Source organism: Brucella anthropi ATCC 49188 (assembly GCF_000017405.1).
Taxonomy (GTDB): Bacteria; Pseudomonadota; Alphaproteobacteria; order Rhizobiales; family Rhizobiaceae; genus Brucella; species Brucella anthropi.
In genome coordinates, this window is sequence record NC_009668.1 from 1,868,860 (window position 1) to 1,889,663 (window position 20,804).

Below are 20,804 nucleotides of genomic sequence, written 5' to 3' on the forward strand. Positions count from 1 at the left end.
CTACTCCCCTTTGTGGTTTGAGTTTTTATCGAACCGGTCGATGCGGAATGCATCGATCGGTGTTTCCGTCTCGCCTTTGACGGCGAGATCGCAAAGAACGGCACCCACAGCCGGACCGGTCTGGAAACCGGCGCCGCAAAATCCGAAGGCGTGAAAGAGGTTTTTGACCCGGCTGCTTGGCCCGATCACCGGATTGTCGTCCGGCATTTCCGATTCAGTGCCAGACCAGAAACGGATAACCTGGGCGTTTTTCAGATGCGGAAAAAGTTCGATGGCGCGCAGCATCACCGATGAAGCCGCATTGACCGAAGGCCGTGAAAAATCCGGGTTTTCAAGCGGCGTGCCGCGTCCGCCACCCATAACATAATTGCCGCGCGTGACCTGACGGCCGTAGAAGCCGCCGCCCTCTTCGCCAAGGCTCATCGGCAGGCGAAACGGCATTGGCTCGGTTACAACCATCGATGGATAGATGCGCTGGAGCGGCACCGGCTCGCCAAATGAAGCAGCAAACTGATCCGACCATGCACCGGCGCAATTGAACAAGAGACGCGAGCGGATTTCGATGCCGTTTCCCGCCAGAATGGCAAAACCATCGCCGGTTTCACGCGCTTCGATGACCGGGGTGTTTTCCAGCACCGTGGCACCGGCAGCAAGTGCTGCGCGGGCAAAGGCAGGCGCGACCAGACGCGGATTGGCGTGGCCATCTTCCGCGCAGAGCGAAGCGCCCGCGACGTTGCCCGGAAGCCATGGGAAACGCTCTCGCACGGCATTGCCACCGATCAGCTCGACATCGAGCCCAAGCGGCTGCACTGTAGCCGCATAGGCTTCAAGCTTCGCAAAATGCGCTTCCGTGCGGGCAAGCTTCAAATGGCCGCTGCGGATATATTCGCCATCGATGCCGATAAGTTCCGGCAGACGCGCCCACAATGCGTGCGAACGCTGTGCGAGCGGCAGCTGTTCCGGCGCCCGACCCTGCCTGCGAACGCCACCGTAATTCACGCCGCTTGCCTGCGCCCCGCAAAAGCCCTTGTCGAGCAGAATCACCGACAACCCGGCCTGACGCATGAAAAGCGCCGCCGAACCGCCAACAATCCCGCCGCCAATAATGACCACATCGGCCTGAAGATGCTTTGTCATGACGAAGCGCCTTCTCTGGCCGGGGCGCCAAACCCAAGCGGGATCGGCTTGACTGGTGCCTGGGCGCGGATGCGGCCCGCTTCTTCGGGCGCCTTGTCCTGCATCGACGCCAGAAGTTCTGCGGCGGCAGCGGTACACATGCGCCCCTGACAGCGCCCCATCCCCACACGGGTAAGCGCCTTGAGCCGGTTGATCTCGCGCACATCACCCTTGCCGATAACCGCCTTGGCATCACGCACCGCGATTTCTTCGCAACGGCAAAGCGTGACATCGCCTGCGATTGTATCGAACCAGTCGCGCGGGAACGGGAAAGCTTTTTCGACGATCAGGCGCTCGCGATAGATATGATCGAGCTTTGCGAGAAGGCCGCGTTCGGTGCCTTCGTCAAACGGCAGGCCCCTGTCGCGCAGCAAGGCCATCGCGGCCAATGACCCACGAATTTCAGCAGCATCCGCACCCGCGATGCCCGCGCCATCGCCCGCCACGTAAACACCTTCGCGGCTTGAACGGCCGAGCTTGTCGGCAGCAGGAAGCCAGGCGCGGTCACGTTCTTCAAAGCGGAATTCGCAACCGGCGAGATCGGCAAGCTGGGTTTCAGGACGCAGCGCAAAACCATAGGCCAGCGCATCGCATTCAACCTCGCGAACACGCTTGCCCGTGCGATAGCGAATGGCTTCGACATGGCCCTCGCCCAGAACTTCATCTGGTCGCACATTATAGTGGATCGGTACGCCACCAAGCTTCAGCCGCAGGCCGTAATAAGCGCCGAGAGCGACAATGCGCGGTGCATAGAGCGCCAGATGTGCCAGATGAAACTTTGAAGCGAAGGGCGCTGTGTCGAGCACGGCTGCAACCTTCGCACCGGCATGATGATATTGCCAGGCGACCAGATAAAGCAGCGGCCCCGAACCCATGAACACCACGCGTTCGCCAACCGTGCAGCCTTGCGCCTTGAGTGCGGTCTGTGATGCACCAAGCGTATAGACGCCGGGCTTGGTCCAGGCTTTGAACGGCAGAACCCGATCAGTCGCACCCGTCGCCAGAATGAGATGGCTGTAAGGCAGCTGACTATGCACACCCTTGGTCAGGAGATCGAGACGATCACCCTCACCGCGCGTGATATTCCAGACCAGTGTTTCCGGACGATAGTCGATTACGCTACGCAACGCGTCGAATGTCTTGTGCAGCGCTTCGGCCTTATGCGCTTCCGACCCGTAACGGCTTCGATAGCTGCGCCCGTCATCGAGCGGCGGGCGACGATAGATCTGACCACCGGAACGAAAACCTTCGTCGAGCACGATAGGCTTGAGACCCGCCTTGACCAGCGTTTCGGTGGCGCGAATGCCCGCAGGACCAGCGCCCACAATGACCGGATTGGGAACCGCACTCATATCGCGGGCTCCGTCACAAAGGCCATGCCGTCTTCCAGAAGCGTGGTGCAGGCACGAAGCTTGTGGCCCTCAGCCGTCATGACGTGGCAATCCTGACATGCGCCGATCAGGCAGAAGCCCGCCCGCGGTTCGCCGGTAAATTCGGTATGACGCAGCTTTCCCTGCACGGAGAGAATGGCGGTCAACACGGTATCGCCACGGCGTCCCTCGAAGGAAACGCCGTCAAGCGCGAAGCTGATCGGCTGCTCAGTCAGCCGATACCGTCTGCGGAACTGAGCCGCTGAAGGGGAAACCGGGATCGTCATGATCTGCCTGCTCAGCCCTTGCCCACCAGCAGCCGGTCGAGGCCGAACATGCGATCGATGATAATCATGGTCACGGTGGCGACGAGGATCATCAGGGCCGAAACCGCTGCCATCATCGGGTCGATGGATTCGCTGGCATACATATACATGCGGACCGGCAGCGTGACCGTGGACGGCGAGGTCACGAAGATCGACATGGTGAGTTCGTCGAACGAATTGATGAAGGCAAGCAGCCAGCCGCCCGACAGACCCGGCACAAGCAATGGCAAGGTGACGCGACGGAACACGGTCCATTCACCGGCGCCCAGCGTGCGCGCCGCATTTTCCGCATTGCGATCCATGCTGCCAAGCGAAGCAAGGATAAGGCGCAGCGCATAGGGCGTGACGACAATCGAATGTGCCGCAACCAGCCAGACGAAGGAACCGGTAAAGCCCATCAGCGAGAACAGGCGCAGGAATGCAACGCCCAGAACCAGATGCGGAATGATGAGCGGCGACAGGAAAAGCGCGTTCAACGCATCGCGACCACGGAAATTATACTGCGCAATCGCGAGCCCCGATGGCACGGCCAGAAGCGTCGAAATGGATGCCGAGAAGAAGGCGAGCTGCACACTGTTATAGAACGAAGTCATGAAATCATTGTGCGCAAACACGGCAGCGAACCAGCGCAGTGAAAGGCCGTTCCACGGCATTGTCAGCGTGTTTTCCGGCGTGAAGGCCACCAGACACACCACAACCATCGGCGCCAGCATGAAGATGACGATCAGCGTGTGGAAGAAAAGAGCGAAAGGACCGTTCTTTGTCATGGCGGTTACCCCAGCTTCTTTCTCGCTTGCCCTTCGAGCATGCGATTATAGGCAATCATGATCACGAGATTGGCGACCAGAACGATGATGGCGATGGCAGCACCCAGCGGCCAGTTCAGCTCGATCAGGAACTCGTCATAGACAACCGTTGCCGCCATCTTGAGACGACGCCCGCCGAGCAGGCCCGGAATGGCAAAGGAGCTGGCCGAAAGCGCAAACACGATGAGGCTGCCCGACAGGATGCCAAGCACTGCCTGCGGAAACACCACACGGCGAAGTGCTGTCAGGCGCGATGCGCCGAGCGTCAGCGCTGCGGCTTCCACCGACGGATCGAGCTTTTGCAGCACGGTCCAGACCGGGATCACCATGAATGGCAGCATGATATGCACCAGACCGATGACGATGGCTGTCTCGCTGTAGAGGATTTGCGTCGTCGGCAGGCCCACCATGTCGAGCGCGCTGTTCACGAGGCCATTGCGCCCCAGCAACATGCTCCAGCCAAATGTGCGGACCACGACCGAAACCAGAAGCGGGCCGATGATGACCAAAAGGAAGATCGAGCGCCATGGCTTGCGCATATTGGAAAGAATATAGGCCTCGGGCACACCGATCAGCACCGTGATGACGGTTGTGATCAGCGCCAGCTTGAGCGTGCGCCAGAAGATCGAGAGGTAATAGGGGTCTTTGAGAACCTGCGTATAATTGGCAAGCGTGTAGACGTTCTCGATGCCTTTGTCATAGCTGTAGCTGTTGAATGAAAGCAGCACGGTGAGACCGAGCGGCAACAGCACCAGCGCGAAGAACAGAAGCGTCGACGGCCCGACCAGAAAGAGCGGCGTCAGATCGCGCTGCCCTTTGGGCGCGGCGGATGTATCCTGTGAGGTGACGACCGACATGTTCAGTTCACCCCTGCGGTGAGGATACGGCAATCCTCATGGTTCCAGCTGAGGCCGACCGATGTGCCTTCCGATGGCGGTGGGTTGCCAAGATTGGGCAGGGCCACCGAAAGCTGGCCCGCAGGCGTGGTCACGCCGAGCAGCCACTGCGCACCCATGAAGTAGCGCGTCGTCACTTCACCGGCGACATGCCCCTCACCCGCTGCAACGAGCTGCACCTTTTCAGGACGGATGAAGACAGAAAGCTCGCCGGAAACCTGTTTGCCATTTGCAGGGAAGCGGATTGTCGTTTCGGCCAGCGCGATCATATCGCCTTCAGCGCGCGCCTTCAGGAAGTTCGACTTGCCGACGAAGTTGGAAATGAAGTGGTTATGCGGATGCTCATAGAGCTTGTAGGGCGCATCGACCTGCGTGATGACGCCCTTTTCCATAACCACGATGCGATCGCTGATCGAAAGCGCTTCGGCCTGATCATGCGTCACCATGATGGTGGTAATGCCGACAGTACGCTGGATGCGACGCAGCTCGAACTGCATTTCTTCACGCAGCTGCGCATCCAGATTGGAAAGCGGCTCGTCGAGCAGCAAGACCGGCGGATTGATGACCAACGCACGGGCAATGGCCACACGCTGGCGCTGACCGCCCGACATTTCACGCGGATAACGATCGGCAAGTGCGCTGAGATGCACCAGTTCCAGCACGTCGCGAACGCGCTTTTCGCGCTCTGCCTTTGGCACTTTGCGCATTTCAAGGCCGAAGCTCACATTCTGCGCAACCGTCATATGTGGAAACAGCGCATAGCTCTGGAAGACAACGCCGAGTTCGCGCTTGGCCGGAGCAAGGCGCGTGATTTCACGTCCGTCAAGCGTGATGGAACCTGCCGTCGGCGTCACCAGCCCGGCGATCATCTGCAAGGTCGTGGTCTTGCCGCAGCCGGAAGGACCGAGAAGCGAAATGAACTCGCCCTTTTCAATCGCCAAGTTGAAATTGTCGACAGCCGCGAACTTGCCGTAGTGGCGGGAAATTCCGGAAAGGGTCAAAAAGCTCATTGCATCTCCCTCTCGGCCCAATCTCCCCCTGAATGACAGGGAGCAGAAACGCCGTGATATTGTCTCACGTCGCCTCTTCATCGGGGCTGGCTGGCGGGAGCGGCTTGATCGCGCATTTTCTGCGCTGACCGGACCTTGGGTCTTTTGAACGCGTGATTATCCAGCCGCTAACGCAGCCGCAGCGTTCCCCATTGCGTCGAGTTAAAACCGCCGACCCGCTTACAGCATTGGTTGCAATACCTTGCCGGACCTTCCCATTGGCGACGGTTCCAGTTGGCGGAAAATCCCGCAGGAATGCAAATTATAATTTCCATATTCGGAAGAAATTATATATTTCTTTCAAAATACAGAATTTGGAAGCAATCTTATGGATGATATATCTGAGAATCCGAAATCCGGCGCCGCACTTAACTCAAGTTTGGTGAAGGCAATCCATATTTTGAAAGGTCTGGCATCCAGCACCGAGGATGGCGTGCGGCTGATCGATCTGGCGCGGGACCTCGAACTCAGCCAGCCATCGACCCATCGCCTGCTGAAGACGCTGATTGCGGAAAATCTTGTCGAACAGCTTCCCGACAAGAAGGCCTATCGCCTGTCGCTGGAGTTTTTCGCAATGGCGGCGCAGGCGCGCCAGCGCGACGGCATATTGAACATTGCGCGCCCGTCACTGCTGCGGCTTTCGACCACGTTCAACGATACGGTCTTCCTGCTGGTGCGCAGCAACTTCGATGCGGTCTGCCTCGACCGTGTGGAAGGCCCGTTTCCCATCCGCTCCTTTACCGGTGATATTGGCGGCAAAGTGCCACTCGGCATCGGTCAGGGCAGCCTCGCCATCCTCTCCTTCCTGCCTGAAGAAGAGCGCGAGGCGATCATACGCTTCAACATGCCCCGCATTCTGGACAAATCGTCAGTGGACGAGGTCGACCTGCGCATCATGATCGAGGAAGTGCGCAAGAGCGGTGCGGCAACCTTCAACTTCAACATGATCGACGGTATGGCGGGTCTCGGCGTACCAATTTTGAACGGCGACGGTGAAGCCGTGGCAGCGCTCAGCATCGGCACGCTTGCCGCGCGCCTCACCGAAAAGCGCCAGCAGACGGTGACGGAACTGCTGCGCAAGGAAGCGGCGATCATCTCGCAAAAGCTCAATCCATTCGACCCGACACTACGGCATCCAAATCAGGCTTTGTTGAAATAATCGAAAGCTTTAGCCCCGTTGCGCGCAACAGACTTGCTTTGTCCACAGCGGGCAAAAAGTTTGGCGATTGACTCACACACGCCGTCAGCGTTTGATCGCTGTCAGGTGTGGGGGTTCTGTGGGCGGAGGCAAATTATCCAAAGCAGAAAATCCATCTCTATAACGCTACAGTATTGGAGTTCTGTTGTGATCAAATCCACCAGACGGGGAATAATCCACCTTGCCTTTGCTCTCGCCGCATCGACGGCGATGGGCACGTTTGCCACCACGGCAGCACAGGCTCAGGACAAGATCCTGCTCATCATCAATGGCGCGCTCGGCGACAAGTCGTTCTTCGACAGCGCTGCCAAGGGCATGAAGATGATCAAGGACAAGTATGGCGACGACGTCGAGACCAAGATTCTCGAAATCGGCGACGATCCGACGAAATGGGAGCCGGTGTTCCTCGATGCGTCCGAACAGGACTGGGACCTGATCATCGGCGGCACCTACCAGATGTCGGAAACCGTTGGCTCGGTCGCACAGCAATATCCGGACAAGAAATATATCCTCTATGATGCAAGTGTGCCTTATGAAGAAGGCGGCTACGACAACGTCTATTCCATCCAGTACAAGCAAAACGAAGGTTCTTATCTCGGCGGCATGCTGGCAGCTTCGCTCCTGAAGGAAGGCAAGCTCGGCGATACCGGCAAGAATCTCGGCTTCCTCGGCGGCATGGACATTCCGGTCATCAACGACTTCCTCGTCGGCTACATTGCCGGTGCGCAGTCCGTGATGCCTGATGCCAAGATCGCGATTTCCTATGCCGGTTCCTTCATGGATGCCGCAAAGGGCAAGGAACTCGGTCTCGCGCAATATCGCTCCGACGTGTCGCTCGGCTTCGTCGTCGCCTCGCAGACCGGCCTCGGCCAGCTTTCGGCTGCCAAGGAAACCGGTAAATATGTTCTGGGCGTCGATTCCGATCAGGAAGCGATCTTCAAGGACAGCGATCCGGCTATCGCCAAGCAGGTTGTCAGCTCCGTTCTGAAGAATGTCGATGTCAGCCTTCTGCAAGCTTATGAACGTTTCAAGGCAGGCGACCTGCCGTTCGGCAAGGCGGAAGCGCTTGGCCTCAAGGAAGGCGCTGTCGGCATCGTGCAGGACGGCAACATGGCTTCCATGGCCACGCAGGAAATGAAGGATGCCATCAAGAAGGCTTCCGACGAGATTTCCGAAGGCAAGATCACGGTTCCGACCGCATTCGGCATGAGCACCGAGGATCTTAACGCGATCCGCAACAAGGTTCGTCCCTGATCGTGGAAAATCCAGCTGAAAATATTGAAGGCGGCGATGCTATCGTCGCCTTCCGCCCAATCGTCGCCTTCCGCGATGTGAGCAAGGTCTATCCGAACGGCACGCAAGCGCTTCGCGACGTGTCTTTTTCGATCCGCGCAGGCTCCATCCACGCCATTTGCGGCGAGAACGGTGCGGGCAAATCCACGCTCATGAAAATCCTGTTCGGCATCGAAAATGCCACGGCAGGCGAAATCATCGTCGATGGACAGCACATTGCGTCCTGGTCGCCGGAAGATGCCGCGGCCAAGGGCATTGGCATGGTGCACCAGCATTTCTCGCTCGTGCCGACCCTGACAGTTACCGAAAACATCATTCTCGGCCATGAGCCGGTGAAGGCAGGGCTGATCGACCGTGTGAGCGCGCGCAAAATGGTCGAAGCGCTGATGCAGCAATATGATCTGCACGCTGACCCCGAAGCGATCACGGGCGCACTTTCCGTCGCCGCCCAGCAGAAGGTTGAAATCCTGAAAGCGCTGGCGCGCCGCACGAGGCTCCTGATCCTCGACGAGCCGACCGCTGTTCTCTCTCCGCCGGAGATCGAGGAGCTGATGCGCAAGCTGAAGGCGCTGCGCGACGAAGGCATTACCATCCTCTTCATTTCCCACAAGCTGAACGAAGTGCGCGAACTGGCTGAAAGCGTGACCGTATTGCGTGCAGGCGCGGTTGCGGGCACGGAAAAGCTTGCCGACGTGCCGGACGATGCCATCATGCAGATGGTGATGGGCCATGCGGTCGACATTCCGCAACGCGCCCACAAGCACGGCACAATGAAAACCGTTCTCGACATGAAGGGCGTTACGACAAAAGCAGCCGACCCGGCAGACCGCATCAAGGATGTGAACCTGACCGTCGGTGCAGGCGAGATCGTCGGCGTCGCCGGTGTCGATGGCAGCGGCCAGCGCGGCCTCGTATCGGTGCTTTCCGGCCTTGCCGAAGCGGCCAGCGGCACGATCAGCCTCAACGGTGAGGATATGCTGCGCGCCGACACGGCAAGCTGGCGCAGACAAGGTCTCGCTCATCTGCCAGCCGACCGCTTTTCGCAAGGTGGCGCACCCGGCCTGTCTCTCGCCGAAAACGCGATCGCCGGAACTGGATCGATTACCGCCGACAAGCAGATCTTCTGGGGGCCGTTCCTGCGCTGGAATGCGATCAAGGCCCGTGTCAGCGGAATGATAAAGCAATATTCGGTGCGCGCAGGCGCAATCACCGAACGGCTCGATTCCCTTTCCGGCGGCAATGCGCAAAAGCTCATCGCCGCGCGCGAACTTGCCACCAATCCGAAATTCCTGATCGCCGACCAGCCAACACGCGGCATCGACGTTTCGGCGGCAGCCTTCCTGCACCGCCGCATCGACGAAGTGGCGCAGGGCGGCTGCGCCGTGCTGCTCGTCAGCGCCGATCTCGATGAATTGCTGCGCCTGAGCGACCGCATCGTCGTTCTCTTCAACGGACGTATCGTTGCCGTTCTGGAAAACGGACCAGACATCACACCGGCTGTCCTTGGACCTTATATGCTGGGGACACGAGCATGATCCCAAAAAGTGTAACGTGGTTTTTGGATGAGATCATGCTCAAGCAGAGAGTTGCAGCGTAATGCGCAGACTGATTTCCTATCTCATTCCATTCTTCCTGACCGTGCTTGTCATCGCCGTCATCATGGCGGTGCTTCTGGTGCCGCTGGCGCTGATGCAGGACAATCCCATCGGGGTTCTCAAGACGTTTTTCCTCGGACCATTCGGCAGCATTCGCCATATGGGCAATGTGGTGGAAGCGGCAACGCCGATCATGCTGACCGGCCTTGCGATCACCATCATGTTCCGCTCCGGCCTGTTCAATCTCGGCGCGGAAAGCGGCTTCTTCCTCGGCGCGCTCGGCGCTGTGGCGGGCGCTGTTCTGCTCCCTTCGCTCGGCTGGTTCTCGCTGCCGGTCGCCATTTTGTGCGGTGCGGTTGCGGGCAGTTTCGCTTGCACCATCCCGGCAGCGCTGCGGCTGCGTTTCGGCGCATCGGAAATGGTGACGTCGCTCGTCCTGAACTATGCCTTCCTGTTTCTCGGCCTGTTCGTCCTCAACTATGTCATCCGCGACCCGGCTGCGGGCGGAATGATGTCGCTCAGGATTCCGCCGGATGCCAAGCTTGACCGTCTGCTCGCCGGTACGCGTCTCAACAGCGGTTCGATCATTGCCATTCTGGCCTGTATCGCTGGCGGCATCTGGCTTTACTGGACGCGCTCGGGTCTCAATATCCGTATCGCAGGCTCCAGTCCTGGCTTTGCCAATCATCTTGGCCTGCCGCTCAAGGGCATCATCATGCGTGCCCAGATTGTCGGAGGACTGGTGGCGGGCATGGCCGGTGCGCTGGAAGTGCTCGGCCTTCACGCCCGCTTTGCCTGGCTCGATCTGCCCGGCTATGGCTGGACCGGCCTTGTCGTCGCCATTCTGGCACGCGAAAATCCGTTCCTGCTTATTCCGTCCGCACTTTTCCTTGGCTTCGTGCAGATCGGCGGCGATCTTCTGGCCCGCAACATGAACATCCCGACCGAAGTGGTGGGGCTTGTGACCGCCGCCATCATGGTGGGCGCGACGGCAAGCGTCATTCACAATCATCCGACCGTATTGCGGCTGATCCGCAACCTTCGCAATCGCGAAGGAGAACAAGCGGTAGTGCAGGCCGGAGTACAACCATGAGCATGGTTCTCGCACAAATTCTCGACCCATCCTTCATCGGCACCATCCTGCGCGTGGCAACACCTTTGCTGCTGGCAGCACTCGGCGTGATGATTTCCGACCGGGCAGGCGTCCTCAATATCGGCATGGAAGGGATGATGTTGTCGGCGGCGCTCATTGCCGTTCTGGCCAGTGCCGCTACCGGCAGCCCGGCTGTCGGCCTGCTGGCCGCGCTCATCACAGGTGCAGCTCTCGGCTGGCTGATGTCGCTTTCGGTCAACCGGCTTGGCACTGATCTCATCATGACCGGCATTGCACTCAACATCGCGGCTGCAGCGGCAACGACGCTCGGGCTTTTTCTTGCAACGGGCGACAAGGGCATGTCGGGCGCGTTGAAAAGCGGCGCTCTGCCAAGCCTTCCCGTGCCTTTCATCGGCAATATCCACATATTGACCTTTGCCGCCCTTCTCGCTGTCCCGGCGGTCAGCCTCCTGATGATGCGCACACGCTTCGGCCTGCATCTGCGCGCCACCGGCGTTGATCCCAAATCGGCGCGTGCCGCCGGTATCCATACAGGCCGGGTGCAGATGATGGCGCTTGTCCTGTCCGGTCTCTTCGGCGGTGCAGCCGGTGCCTATCTGTCGCTCGGCTATGTCACATGGTTTGCCCAGAACATGACTGCAGGTCGCGGTTTCATCGCGATTGCAGCCGAAGTTATGGGGCAAGGAACCGCATGGGGCACGCTTGTGGCAAGCCTGGTTCTCGCGGCGGCTGAATCTTTCGCCATCACGCTTCAGAGCCTCGGCCTGCCGTTCGAACTGATGCAGATGATCCCTTATCTCGTCCCGGTCGTTGTGCTGACGATCCACGCGGCACGCCGTCAGCGGCGCGCAAAGCAACTGAAAAACTCCTGAAATGCATAAGAATGAGAATGAAATGAAAGCTTGGGAATTGACCCGCGATCTGCTGCGCGACACGAAACCGGTGGTGCGCACAGCGGAAGAACAGACCTGGGATGCAAGCGCCGTCATGAAGGCGCAGGACGATCTCATGGCCATGTTCTGGAAAAGCAACGTGCCGGGATCGGCAGCACCTGAATGCCTAATGGCCGGTGCGCTGCAATCGCTGGAAAACAAGGGCTTCGTTCTTGCTCCCTATGAGGAGCTTCTTCGCGACGGGCTGACCGCACTTGAGCGCGGTGACTTTGAAACACTGTATCGCATCGACATGCGCCTGCGTGTCCTGATGCGCGCGGCACGGCCCGATCCGAACCATCCGTCGCAAAAGACTGTGCGTTACGGATCGTGGGACGAATTCGACGCCGCCGTTCAATGGCCTGACGATGTGCTCTATGCCGTCCAGTCCGATGATTTCCGCGACCGCACCGCAGCCGCCTGGATGGCGCAGCTTGTCGGAGCTGCGGCTGGTACGGCGCTCGAAGGTTATACGGCAGAAAACATCGCCGAGGTCTTCGGACCGATCCGCGATTATGTGCGCGAGCCAAACACCTATAATGACGACATCACCTTCGAGATCGCATTTCTCGAAGCCTTCGGCGACAAGGGTTCTGCCGTGACCAGCGCGGACATTGCCGAGCGCTGGACCTCGCTGATCCCGCTTGGCTGGTCGGCGGAGGCGATCGCGCTTTCCAATATGCGGCGCGGCCTCATCGCGCCCGAAACCGGCACGTCCGACAATCCGTTCGATGAATGGATCGGCGCACAGATGCGCGGCACAATCTGCGGCATGGTCGTGCCGGGTCGCGCTCGCGAAGCTGCCCGCCTCGCATGGATGGACGCGGAAATCTCCCATGCCGGAAACGGTATTTTGGGCGAAGTCTTCAATGCTGTCATGGCGGCGCGCGCCTTTGCAATTGGCGACACGCGCGAATTGCTGGTCTCGACGGCAGCGCTTTTCCCGACCGAAACCGAATATGGTGCGGTTCTGGCCTTCGCGCTCGATGCCTGCCGTTCTGCCGGCAACTGGCAGGACGCATGGGCGAAATGCGATGCGGAATATGCCGAATATAACTGGATTCATGTCTATCCGAATGCAGCCGCGCAAGTGATTGCACTGTGGTTCGGCGAAGGCGATTTCGACCGCACGCTCGAAATCGTCTGCGGCATCGGCCACGACGTAGACTGCAACGCCGCCCAGATTCTGAGCATGATCGCCATCCAGCGCGGGTCCGGCATCATCGCCGAACGGTGGTCGAAGCCGCTGCTGGCCGACGACATCGTCACCTATATGCGCCGCCCGGCGAAAATCTCCTTCGACGCACTTGTCGACCAGACGGTCGATGCGGCGCGCAATGCTCTCTAAATCCCCTCATCAGGAAACCATCATGGCCCGTAAAATCATTATCGATACCGATCCCGGTCAGGACGATGCCGTCGCCATTCTTCTGGCCTTGGCAAGCCCGGAACTCGACATTCTCGGCATCACCGCAGTGGCAGGCAACGGCCCGCTGGCGCGCACCGAAATCAACGCCCGCACAATCTGTGAAGTGGCCAAAAAGCCGGAAACCAAGGTTTTTGCAGGCTCCATCCGTCCTCTGGTACGCCCGCTTGTGACGGCTGAAAACGTCCACGGCAAGACCGGTCTCGACGGTTACGACCTGCCCAAGCCGACCATGCCGCTGCAGGCGCAGCACGGCGTCGATTTCATCATCGAAACGCTGATGAAAGAGGAGCCGGGCACCGTCACGCTTTGCCCGCTCGGACCGCTGACCAACATCGCATCCGCACTGATCCGCGAGCCGAAGATTGCTGAGCGCGTCAAGGAAATCGTGCTGATGGGCGGCGGCTATTTCGAGGGCGGCAACATCACACCGTCGGCGGAATTCAACATCTATGTCGATCCGCACGCCGCTGCGGTCGTGTTCAAATCCGGCATCAAGATCACCATGATGCCGCTCGATGTGACACACAAGGTTCTGACCACCGAAAAGCGCATCGCCGCCATTCGCGGCATCGGCACCCATGTTGGCGAAGTAGTCGCCGCATGGCTCGAATTCTTCGAGCGCTATGACGAAGCCAAATACGGCACCGACGGCGGCCCGCTGCACGATCCAAACGTCATCGCCTATCTCATCAAGCCGGAACTCTATTCCGGACGCGAGTGCAATGTGGAAATCGAAATCAATTCGGAACTGACGATCGGCGAAACGGTCGTCGACTGGTGGGAAGTGACCGACCGTCCGAAGAACGCGCTCTTCATCAAGGATGTGGATGCAGACGGCTTCTTCAGCCTGCTGACCGAACGTCTCGCAACGCTCTGATTTTTTCTGAGCATGATCCCGAAAACCGGAAGTTCACTTTTCGGGATCATGCCATAAACCACATTTTTGCCACAAAAAAGCCGCGAGCACCTTATTCTCGCGGCTTCTTCGCCATGTTTGACAAGAGGTTTTTGCGCAGTTTTCTGCTCAAAATGAGCGAAACTGGCGCAAAATGCCCCGAGTTTTCATTCGGCCTTAATTTGCAGAAGTGCCGCCACTTCCCCGGCGGTCGGTGCAGCCGCTCCCGCGCCCGCTCTTGTGACTGCAATCGCACCCGCTGCCGAGCCATACCGCACGCAATCATGCAAGGGTTGGCCCTGCGAGAAAGCGACCGCAAAACCGCCGTTGAAACTGTCACCGGCGGCAACCGTATCCACCACCTTGACCTTGAACGGCGCGAAGTGTTTGACCTCGTCCGCTGTCACCAGCAATGCGCCACGGCTTCCAAGCTTGACGATGACCGTCTTCGGCCCGCGCTCCAGAAGATTGCGCGCGGCAGCTTCCGCCGAAGCAAGATCGGTCGGCTCGATACCGGTAATTTCAGCAGCTTCTGTTTCGTTGGGAGAGATGATGTCGCTCAATGAAATCAGGTCCGCCATGCGGCTTGCATCGCCGACCGGTGCCGGGTCAAGCAAAACACTGCCGCCAGCCGCACGCGCGGCTTTTGCCACGGCAAGATTGGCTTCATGCGGAACTTCGCGTTGCAACAGCGTAATCTTCGCCCTGGCAATATCGGCAGTATAGGCATTGACGTCGGCAGCCGACCAGTGCGCATTGGCTCCGGCACAAACAGCAATCGTGTTCTGTCCGGCTTCCTCAACCTGAATGATCGCCATGCCCGTATCGACACCGTCAATCACGCGCACGCTTCCGGTGTTGAGGCCAAATTCCTGCATCTGCTTCAAGGCCAGTTCGCCGAAGGCATCGTTGCCGACAGCACCGACGAAGCGGACATCACCGCCCATCTTGGCGACCGCAACCGCCTGATTGGCACCCTTGCCACCGAGGCCGATACCATAGCCCGATGCATTCACGGTCTGCCCCGGACGCGGCAGCGCGGCCATCCGGGCGCTGACATCCACATTCACACTGCCGAAAATAAAAATCTTCAACGGTTTTCTCCATCGCTTTGCTGCCGCACCATAGCTGCGCCGAAACAAAACTTCCACGCCGGGCTTGCCACCATGCACAGAGAGAAAAAAGCCGCGGATTTCTCCGCGGCTTCATCATAGGACCTGTTCAGAGGCTTATTCGGCCTTCAGGAACTCACCCACTTCCAGCAGCACGAATTCATTGTCATCCACCTTGTCGAGGAAACGACCAGCTGAGAACGGCAGATTGTTGTCGTTGCCGACCACAATATGCGTGTCGTCCACACGATCCACATTCTCGATGGTCAGGAACGGCATATCGTAAATGCCTTCACGTCCACCTTGACGGCGCTTGTTTTCCGGGTCGGCGATGGCGAGCAGATCGATATAGCCGATCTTGCGCACTTCCTTGCCGTCATTGCTGTCGTCGAAAGCGATCTTGTAGATGCGCTTGACCTTCGACGGCACATCGAAGCAATCGGCCTGCGGCTTCTTCGGATCGGCGCAGGCCTTGTCCGCCGTGCCGACGCCGTTGTCACGCTCGATGACCAGCGCTGTGGTTTCATCCAGCATGTTGAAATCGCCGATGGCTTCGCCACCCTCGGCCAGCGGATAGAGCCAGGAGCGGCCCGTCCACTTCTTGTCGGCAACGTTGAATTCGATGACCCGCAGCCCGGTCTTGCCGCTTTCGGTCTTTTCCGGCGCGCCATCGACAAAAAGCGGACCTTCCAGAAGACCGTAGAGCTTCGAGCCGTCCTTCGACATCGCCAGCCCCTCGAAGCCTCCCGAGCGCTTCAGATTGTAAGTCGGGAGCTTGAGGCTCGGATTGGCGGGCAGAGCGATTTTCGGATTGTCCGGCGACAACACTTCCGTCTCGCCGACGAAAGTCGGGAACACATCGGTCAGCTTGCCGTCCATGTCGAATTTCAACAGGAAAGGACCGAATTCCTCGCCTACCCAGAAGCCATCCGCAACGGGCTGGATAGATTCCACATCGAAATCGGCGCCGGTCAGATAGCGCTTTTCAGCGCCTTCCATGACGATGGGAAACGGAGCCTTCTTGTCCGGATCGCTGAGGAACACGGTCTTCACGCGCTCCACCGTACCCTTGTCCCAGTCGAACTTGACATTGTGCAGCATCAGCATGGCATCCGGCGAGTTAAGCTTGGAGCCGAAGCCATTGTCGGACAGTGACCAGAAGCTGCCGTCTTCCATGGTCTTGATGCCGGAAAAGCCCTGCACCGGCTGGCCGTCGAACGGCAAAGACAGGCCGGTCTTGCGCACGCCGTCCTTGCCTTCAACAGTGCCGATGCCCTCAGCACGCTTGCGGTCGGCGGTGGTGAACTTGCCCGACGTCTTCAGGTGATCCGCCGCGTCTTCCGGTGCAGCGATGATCGTGTTCGCGGGCAGGATGGCATGGGCCTTGAGCGTTGCAGGAAAAGCCTTTTCTTCAGCGGAGGCCGGAAAAGCCAATGCGACGGCACCGGCAAGCATGGTCGAAGCGACGAGACGCGATATCATGATAAGTCCCCGTTGGAATTCAAATACAGGGACGCAATTAGGCTGGCTTTGTATCGCTGGCTTGACGCTTCCATGAAGCTTTGACGAAGGCCCCCAACTTTCACCGGGGGCCAACTGTCTCATCAAGTCATTACACCGCGATCTTGCCGCCGCCCTGCTTGGTGATTGCCACCACGGCAGGCCGAACCGGCATATCGTCCTTGAAATCCGGCCAGCGGGTGGACAGGTCCTCGTAATAGGACGGACGGCCATGACCGTCCCAATCCTCGCCGCCGTCGCCCGGATGCTGCACGGCGACGAAAGCCGTCTCATCGTCGGGTGCGAACAGCGGACCGCACATTTCTGCACCCACCGGCACGCGGTAGAACAGTTTCGAGGTCGCGCGCGCATCGCCTTCCGTATCGACCGCCCAAAGTCCGTCCGTGCGACCGGTACCCTTGTTGCTGTTGCCATCGGTTGCGACCCAAAGCCGACCGGCACTGTCGACGGCGGCGTTGTCCGGCATACCGAACCAGCCATTGCGCGTCGTATCGGTGGAAAAGCTGGCACCGACTTCTGCCACAGAAGGATCGCCGCATTTCAACAGCACCTCCCACTTGCCCGTCGTGGCGGCAAAATCCTGACCATCTTCCTCGATCTCGATGATATGGCCGAAGGCGTTCTTGGCGCGCGGATTGGCGGCATCCACCTGATCGTCCTTGCGCTTGGTATTGTTGGTGAGCATGACATAAACACGGCCATTGACCGGGTTCGGCTGCACGTCCTCGGGGCGATCCATCTTGGTCGCGCCGAGAAGATCACCGGCACGCCGGGTTTCGATCAGCACATCGGCCTGACTTTTGAAGCCGTTCTGCTCGGTCAGCGGACCCTGACCGAATACCAGCGGCATCCACTCAACCTTGCCATCTTCATGGAATTTGGCCACGTGAAGCGTGCCTTCATCCAGCAGATCCATATTGGCAGCGCGATCATCCGGGTTGAACTTGCCCGCCGTCACGAACTTGTAGACATAGTCGAAGCGTTCGTCGTCGCCCAGATAGAAGACCACGCGCCCGTCCTTGTTGACGATGGATTCGGCGCCCTCATGCTTGAAACGGCCAAGCGCGGTCCGCTTCTTCGGCACGGAGTTCGGATCGGACACATCGACCTCGACGATCCAGCCGAAACGGTTCGGTTCGTTCGGTTCCTTGGAAACATCGAAACGGTCGTAGAAACGTCCCCATTCGTATGAACCTTCGGGAATGCCCATGCGCTTGTAATTGGCCGTCTCCGCGTGACCTTCCGGCAGTTCGCCGATGAAATAGCCATGGATGTTTTCCTCGGCCATGATGTAGGTGCCCCAGGGTGTGACGCCGCCTGCACAATTGTTGACCGTGCCGAAAACCTTGGTGCCGGAAGGATCGGCATTGGTCTTGACGCGATCATGACCGGCGGCGGGACCGCTCAGCGCCATCTCGGTATTGGAGGTGATGCGGCGGTTGTTTGCACCGTCGAGCACCGGTTGCCACTTGCCGTCCTGCTTGCGGATTTCGACAATCGTGCCGCCATGGGCGGCCATTTCGATATCCACCTGTTCCTTCGAGAGCGGAGCCTGCTCCACCTTGCCGTCGACTATCTTGACGAGGCCGGGGAACATCAGGTGCGGATTGGTATATTCGTGATTGACCACGAGGAAGCCATGTTCCGGCGATCCCTCAATAGCGATATAGCCGACATAATCATTGTTGTAGCCGAACTGGCGCGCCTGCGCCTCGGCAGACTGTTTGGTCGGATCGAACTCCGGCGCATCGGCGAAAAGCCTGTCACCCCAGCGCAAAAGCACATCGGCATCATAGCCTTCCGCGACATGGTGATGGGCATCCACACCGGCCTCGACCTCCTTGAAGGAAAAGGCCGAACCGGATGCAGCGCGCGCATCACCGGCGCTCATCAGGGCGAGCGGGCTGACCGTTGCCGCAATGGCCGAGACAGCAAGCGATCCACGCAGAAATCCACGGCGGGAAAAGCGCCGGCTGATGATTTCGCCCATGGTTGGATTATCGGACGGATTGCGCGGATCGGCATCTGCTTCTTCCAACTGGCTGGTCTTGAACAGACTTTGCTGGGAAAGATTCTCTGACATTGCTGGCTCCCTATCGAATTGTGGAGTTGCAAATTAGAAGCACTAGATGACAGCCGGACGACATCGAGCTGTCCAAATTGGATTCCCACATGCATCGCGGGCCTGCATGGTTGCGTCTCTGTTGTCCGCTCAGGTTTTGTATGAGTGAAGACGCGCTCGCTGATGCGATAATTATTCAAACTGATAGACCAGCAGCCCAACTCTGCCTACTCTGTCAGTATAATTTCATTCCAGATTTGAGATATATTCGCTCTTCAACAAGTATATAGGTGAAGAATGGCTATCGAAATCTCGTTGAAACCCGGATTCTTGGTCATGAATGGCGATGATCACGAGTATGTTTTGGTGACACTAACCAATAACGGACAAGGTTTTTCCGGAGAGGTAAATATATATTCCGATAATTCGATAGAGCTTTTAACTGCGCAGTTCGGTATTGACGAAAGCATTATAGTTACAAAGCCGGATGGCACATATGAAGCTGGCTTCTCAACAGATTATGTTGGGCGATCAAAACCGCCACATAGCGGCCCTCTGCCCACGATGAATGGTACAATTTACTTTCAATACGCTGACGATCATGGCGTCAATACCGCCTGCAATGTCTCTATCGGAGCACTGGACGAATAATATTATGGGCTAATTGCCAAATATCCTCTTAAACCCGGATGCGTCGTCACATCCATCTCATCGTTTGAAACGGAATAGCTGACCCGGCCAGAAAATGTTCTAACCAGCTGTAGAATAATTTTGCCGGTAAATGCGCTTTCAGATAAAACCATCCCGGTTTATCGATTGAGGGGTTGATTATGACCGACGCGACGGCTGCACGACGCAATATTGTTATCCTGACAATTGCACAGGCACTGGGCGCTTCCAGCCCGCCTATCGTGATTTCGCTTGGCGGTCTGGTGGGCCAGAAACTGTCTTCCGATCCAGCACTCGTCACGCTGCCCGTCAGCCTGTTCAATCTCGGCCTTGCGCTTGGCACACTGCCTGCCGCTTTCTTCATGCGCCAGTTCGGACGCCGCAATGCCTATATGCTGGGCGCGCTTGTCGGCGCTGCGGCAGGTGTGATCGCAGCCGCAGGTATTTTTGCCGCCTCCTTCCTCATCTTCTGTCTCGGAACGCTGACTGCCGGTTTCTACGCCTCTTATGTCCAGAGCTATCGCTTTGCCGCGACCGATGCGGCAACGGGCGACATGAAGGCGCGCGCCATATCATGGGTCATGGTGGGTGGGCTCGTTGCGGCAATCGTCGGGCCACAGCTCGTCATCTGGACACGCGATACCATTCCGGATGCGATGTTTGCTGGCAGTTTCCTCAGCCAGGCTGTTCTTGGGCTTCTCGCCCTCCCCGTCCTTTTCATGCTGCGCGCACCGAAGGTCCGGAAAGATCCGAACGCTATCCATGATACAGGCCGCCCGCTGGGCGAAATTCTCCGTTCACCGCGCTTCATCCTTTCCGTGGCTGCTGGCGTCTGTTCCTATGCGCTGATGACTTTCGTGATGACGGCAGCGCCCATCGCCATGGTCGGCCATGGCCATTCCGTCGATCATGCGGCCCTTGGCATCCAGTGGCATGTGCTTGCCATGTTCGCGCCAAGCTTCTTCACCGGAAAGCTCATCACCCGTTTCGGCAAGGAAAAGATCACCGCGCTCGGTCTGGTTTTGATCGCGTTCTCCGCCATTATTGCATTGGGCGGCTTTGATGTCGGTCATTTCTGGGGTGCGCTGATCTTCCTCGGTATCGGCTGGAATTTCGGCTTTATTGGCGCGACTGCCATGGTGACCGACTGCCACACGCCGGCTGAACGCGGCAAGGCGCAGGGCGCCAATGATTTCATCATGTTTGGTACAGTGGCCTGCGCTTCGTTCTTTGCAGGGTCGCTGCTGCATTCGTCAGGCTGGGAAACCATCAACTGGCTGGTCTTCCCGATCGTCGCTCTTGTTCTGGTTCCGCTTATCCTGCGCCTGAAGCCGAAAGGGGCAGCAGCCGAAGCCTGACCG

General features: G+C 58.5%; 18 protein-coding genes. 9 read left to right on the forward strand and 9 right to left on the reverse strand.

What is annotated here, in order from left to right; all coding sequences use genetic code 11:
- Genes OANT_RS22870 through OANT_RS22895 form a run of 6 tightly spaced genes read right to left on the reverse strand, consistent with a single transcriptional unit; the run spans position 1 to position 5,584 of the window.
- Entirely contained in the window at positions 1-1,137 is a 1,137-nt protein-coding gene (locus OANT_RS22870) for an NAD(P)/FAD-dependent oxidoreductase (RefSeq protein WP_012093699.1), read from the reverse strand.
- Positions 1,134-2,528, reverse strand: coding sequence for an FAD/NAD(P)-dependent oxidoreductase (locus tag OANT_RS22875; protein ID WP_012093700.1), 1,395 nt, complete (start codon positions 2,526-2,528; stop codon positions 1,134-1,136). Before OANT_RS22875 ends, OANT_RS22870 begins: the two co-directional genes overlap by 4 nt.
- A complete protein-coding gene (locus OANT_RS22880) occupies positions 2,525-2,833 on the reverse strand; it encodes a (2Fe-2S)-binding protein (protein WP_012093701.1) in 309 nt (102 codons plus the stop codon). Before OANT_RS22880 ends, OANT_RS22875 begins: the two co-directional genes overlap by 4 nt.
- Before the next feature lie 11 nt (positions 2,834-2,844).
- Positions 2,845-3,639 carry an ABC transporter permease gene (locus OANT_RS22885; protein ID WP_010660556.1) on the reverse strand — a complete coding sequence of 265 codons (795 nt, stop codon included), beginning with the start codon at positions 3,637-3,639 and terminating at the stop codon, positions 2,845-2,847.
- 5 nt (positions 3,640-3,644) lie between these two features.
- Complete coding sequence (locus OANT_RS22890; protein WP_012093702.1) at positions 3,645-4,535, reverse strand: ABC transporter permease; 891 nt, start codon at positions 4,533-4,535, stop codon at positions 3,645-3,647.
- 2 nt (positions 4,536-4,537) lie between these two features.
- Entirely contained in the window at positions 4,538-5,584 is a 1,047-nt protein-coding gene (locus OANT_RS22895; RefSeq protein ID WP_012093703.1) for an ABC transporter ATP-binding protein, read from the reverse strand.
- Positions 5,585-5,951: 367 nt separating this feature from the next.
- Here OANT_RS22895 and OANT_RS22900 point away from each other — a divergent pair, with 367 nt between their 5' ends.
- From OANT_RS22900 to OANT_RS22930, 7 genes are all read left to right on the forward strand, one after another.
- Positions 5,952-6,782, forward strand: a complete 831-nt coding sequence (locus OANT_RS22900; protein WP_012093704.1) for an IclR family transcriptional regulator — start codon at positions 5,952-5,954, stop codon at positions 6,780-6,782.
- Positions 6,783-6,968: 186 nt separating this feature from the next.
- Positions 6,969-8,075 (forward strand): BMP family ABC transporter substrate-binding protein, encoded by a 1,107-nt coding sequence (locus OANT_RS22905; protein ID WP_010660552.1) that lies wholly within the window; start codon positions 6,969-6,971, stop codon positions 8,073-8,075.
- A gap of 2 nt (positions 8,076-8,077) precedes the next feature.
- The gene (locus tag OANT_RS22910) at positions 8,078-9,649 is read left to right on the forward strand and encodes an ABC transporter ATP-binding protein (protein ID WP_012093705.1); all 1,572 of its coding nucleotides are present in this window, start codon (positions 8,078-8,080) and stop codon (positions 9,647-9,649) included.
- A gap of 61 nt (positions 9,650-9,710) precedes the next feature.
- Positions 9,711-10,802, forward strand: coding sequence for an ABC transporter permease (locus OANT_RS22915; RefSeq protein WP_012093706.1), 1,092 nt, complete (start codon positions 9,711-9,713; stop codon positions 10,800-10,802).
- Positions 10,799-11,695, forward strand: a complete 897-nt coding sequence (locus OANT_RS22920) for an ABC transporter permease (protein WP_012093707.1) — start codon at positions 10,799-10,801, stop codon at positions 11,693-11,695. The genes OANT_RS22915 and OANT_RS22920 overlap by 4 nt, the downstream gene beginning before the upstream one ends.
- A gap of 22 nt (positions 11,696-11,717) precedes the next feature.
- Positions 11,718-13,103, forward strand: coding sequence for an ADP-ribosylglycohydrolase family protein (locus tag OANT_RS22925; protein ID WP_040128793.1), 1,386 nt, complete (start codon positions 11,718-11,720; stop codon positions 13,101-13,103).
- 22 nt (positions 13,104-13,125) lie between these two features.
- On the forward strand, positions 13,126-14,061 hold the full coding sequence (locus tag OANT_RS22930; RefSeq protein ID WP_012093709.1) for a nucleoside hydrolase: 936 nt from the start codon (positions 13,126-13,128) through the stop codon (positions 14,059-14,061).
- A gap of 185 nt (positions 14,062-14,246) precedes the next feature.
- Here OANT_RS22930 and rbsK read toward each other — a convergent pair whose 3' ends face one another.
- The 3 genes from rbsK to OANT_RS22945 form a co-directional block, all read right to left on the reverse strand.
- Positions 14,247-15,125 carry a ribokinase gene (gene rbsK / locus OANT_RS22935; protein ID WP_235823044.1) on the reverse strand — a complete coding sequence of 293 codons (879 nt, stop codon included), beginning with the start codon at positions 15,123-15,125 and terminating at the stop codon, positions 14,247-14,249.
- Between the two features lie 183 nt (positions 15,126-15,308).
- Complete coding sequence (locus tag OANT_RS22940; RefSeq protein ID WP_012093711.1) at positions 15,309-16,673, reverse strand: esterase-like activity of phytase family protein; 1,365 nt, start codon at positions 16,671-16,673, stop codon at positions 15,309-15,311.
- Between the two features lie 130 nt (positions 16,674-16,803).
- Positions 16,804-18,795: a PhoX family protein gene (locus OANT_RS22945; protein WP_012093712.1), complete on the reverse strand. Its 1,992-nt coding sequence runs from the start codon at positions 18,793-18,795 to the stop codon at positions 16,804-16,806.
- 276 nt (positions 18,796-19,071) lie between these two features.
- Between OANT_RS22945 and OANT_RS22950 the strand changes: the two genes are divergently transcribed.
- Positions 19,072-19,425, forward strand: a complete 354-nt coding sequence (locus OANT_RS22950) for a hypothetical protein (RefSeq protein WP_012093713.1) — start codon at positions 19,072-19,074, stop codon at positions 19,423-19,425.
- Positions 19,426-19,604: 179 nt separating this feature from the next.
- Positions 19,605-20,801, forward strand: coding sequence for an MFS transporter (locus OANT_RS22955; protein WP_010660541.1), 1,197 nt, complete (start codon positions 19,605-19,607; stop codon positions 20,799-20,801).
- The last annotated feature ends 3 nt before the right edge of the window (positions 20,802-20,804 follow it).

What these genes read in the sequence shown, in the direction of transcription:
- OANT_RS22940 (WP_012093711.1), bottom strand. Translation starts at nt 16,673, where the DNA reads ATGATATCGCGTCTCGTCGCTTCGACCATGCTTGCCGGTGCCGTCGCA.
- OANT_RS22955 (WP_010660541.1), top strand. Translation starts at nt 19,605, where the DNA reads ATGACCGACGCGACGGCTGCACGACGCAATATTGTTATCCTGACAATT.
- OANT_RS22880 (WP_012093701.1), bottom strand. Translation starts at nt 2,833, where the DNA reads ATGACGATCCCGGTTTCCCCTTCAGCGGCTCAGTTCCGCAGACGGTAT.
- OANT_RS22950 (WP_012093713.1), top strand. Translation starts at nt 19,072, where the DNA reads ATGGCTATCGAAATCTCGTTGAAACCCGGATTCTTGGTCATGAATGGC.
- rbsK (WP_235823044.1), bottom strand. Translation starts at nt 15,125, where the DNA reads ATGGCCGCGCTGCCGCGTCCGGGGCAGACCGTGAATGCATCGGGCTAT.
- OANT_RS22890 (WP_012093702.1), bottom strand. Translation starts at nt 4,535, where the DNA reads ATGTCGGTCGTCACCTCACAGGATACATCCGCCGCGCCCAAAGGGCAG.
- OANT_RS22875 (WP_012093700.1), bottom strand. Translation starts at nt 2,528, where the DNA reads ATGAGTGCGGTTCCCAATCCGGTCATTGTGGGCGCTGGTCCTGCGGGC.
- OANT_RS22885 (WP_010660556.1), bottom strand. Translation starts at nt 3,639, where the DNA reads ATGACAAAGAACGGTCCTTTCGCTCTTTTCTTCCACACGCTGATCGTC.
- OANT_RS22870 (WP_012093699.1), bottom strand. Translation starts at nt 1,137, where the DNA reads ATGACAAAGCATCTTCAGGCCGATGTGGTCATTATTGGCGGCGGGATT.
- OANT_RS22895 (WP_012093703.1), bottom strand. Translation starts at nt 5,584, where the DNA reads ATGAGCTTTTTGACCCTTTCCGGAATTTCCCGCCACTACGGCAAGTTC.
- OANT_RS22900 (WP_012093704.1), top strand. Translation starts at nt 5,952, where the DNA reads ATGGATGATATATCTGAGAATCCGAAATCCGGCGCCGCACTTAACTCA.
- OANT_RS22945 (WP_012093712.1), bottom strand. Translation starts at nt 18,795, where the DNA reads ATGTCAGAGAATCTTTCCCAGCAAAGTCTGTTCAAGACCAGCCAGTTG.
- OANT_RS22920 (WP_012093707.1), top strand. Translation starts at nt 10,799, where the DNA reads ATGAGCATGGTTCTCGCACAAATTCTCGACCCATCCTTCATCGGCACC.
- OANT_RS22925 (WP_040128793.1), top strand. Translation starts at nt 11,718, where the DNA reads ATGAAAGCTTGGGAATTGACCCGCGATCTGCTGCGCGACACGAAACCG.
- OANT_RS22930 (WP_012093709.1), top strand. Translation starts at nt 13,126, where the DNA reads ATGGCCCGTAAAATCATTATCGATACCGATCCCGGTCAGGACGATGCC.
- OANT_RS22915 (WP_012093706.1), top strand. Translation starts at nt 9,711, where the DNA reads ATGCGCAGACTGATTTCCTATCTCATTCCATTCTTCCTGACCGTGCTT.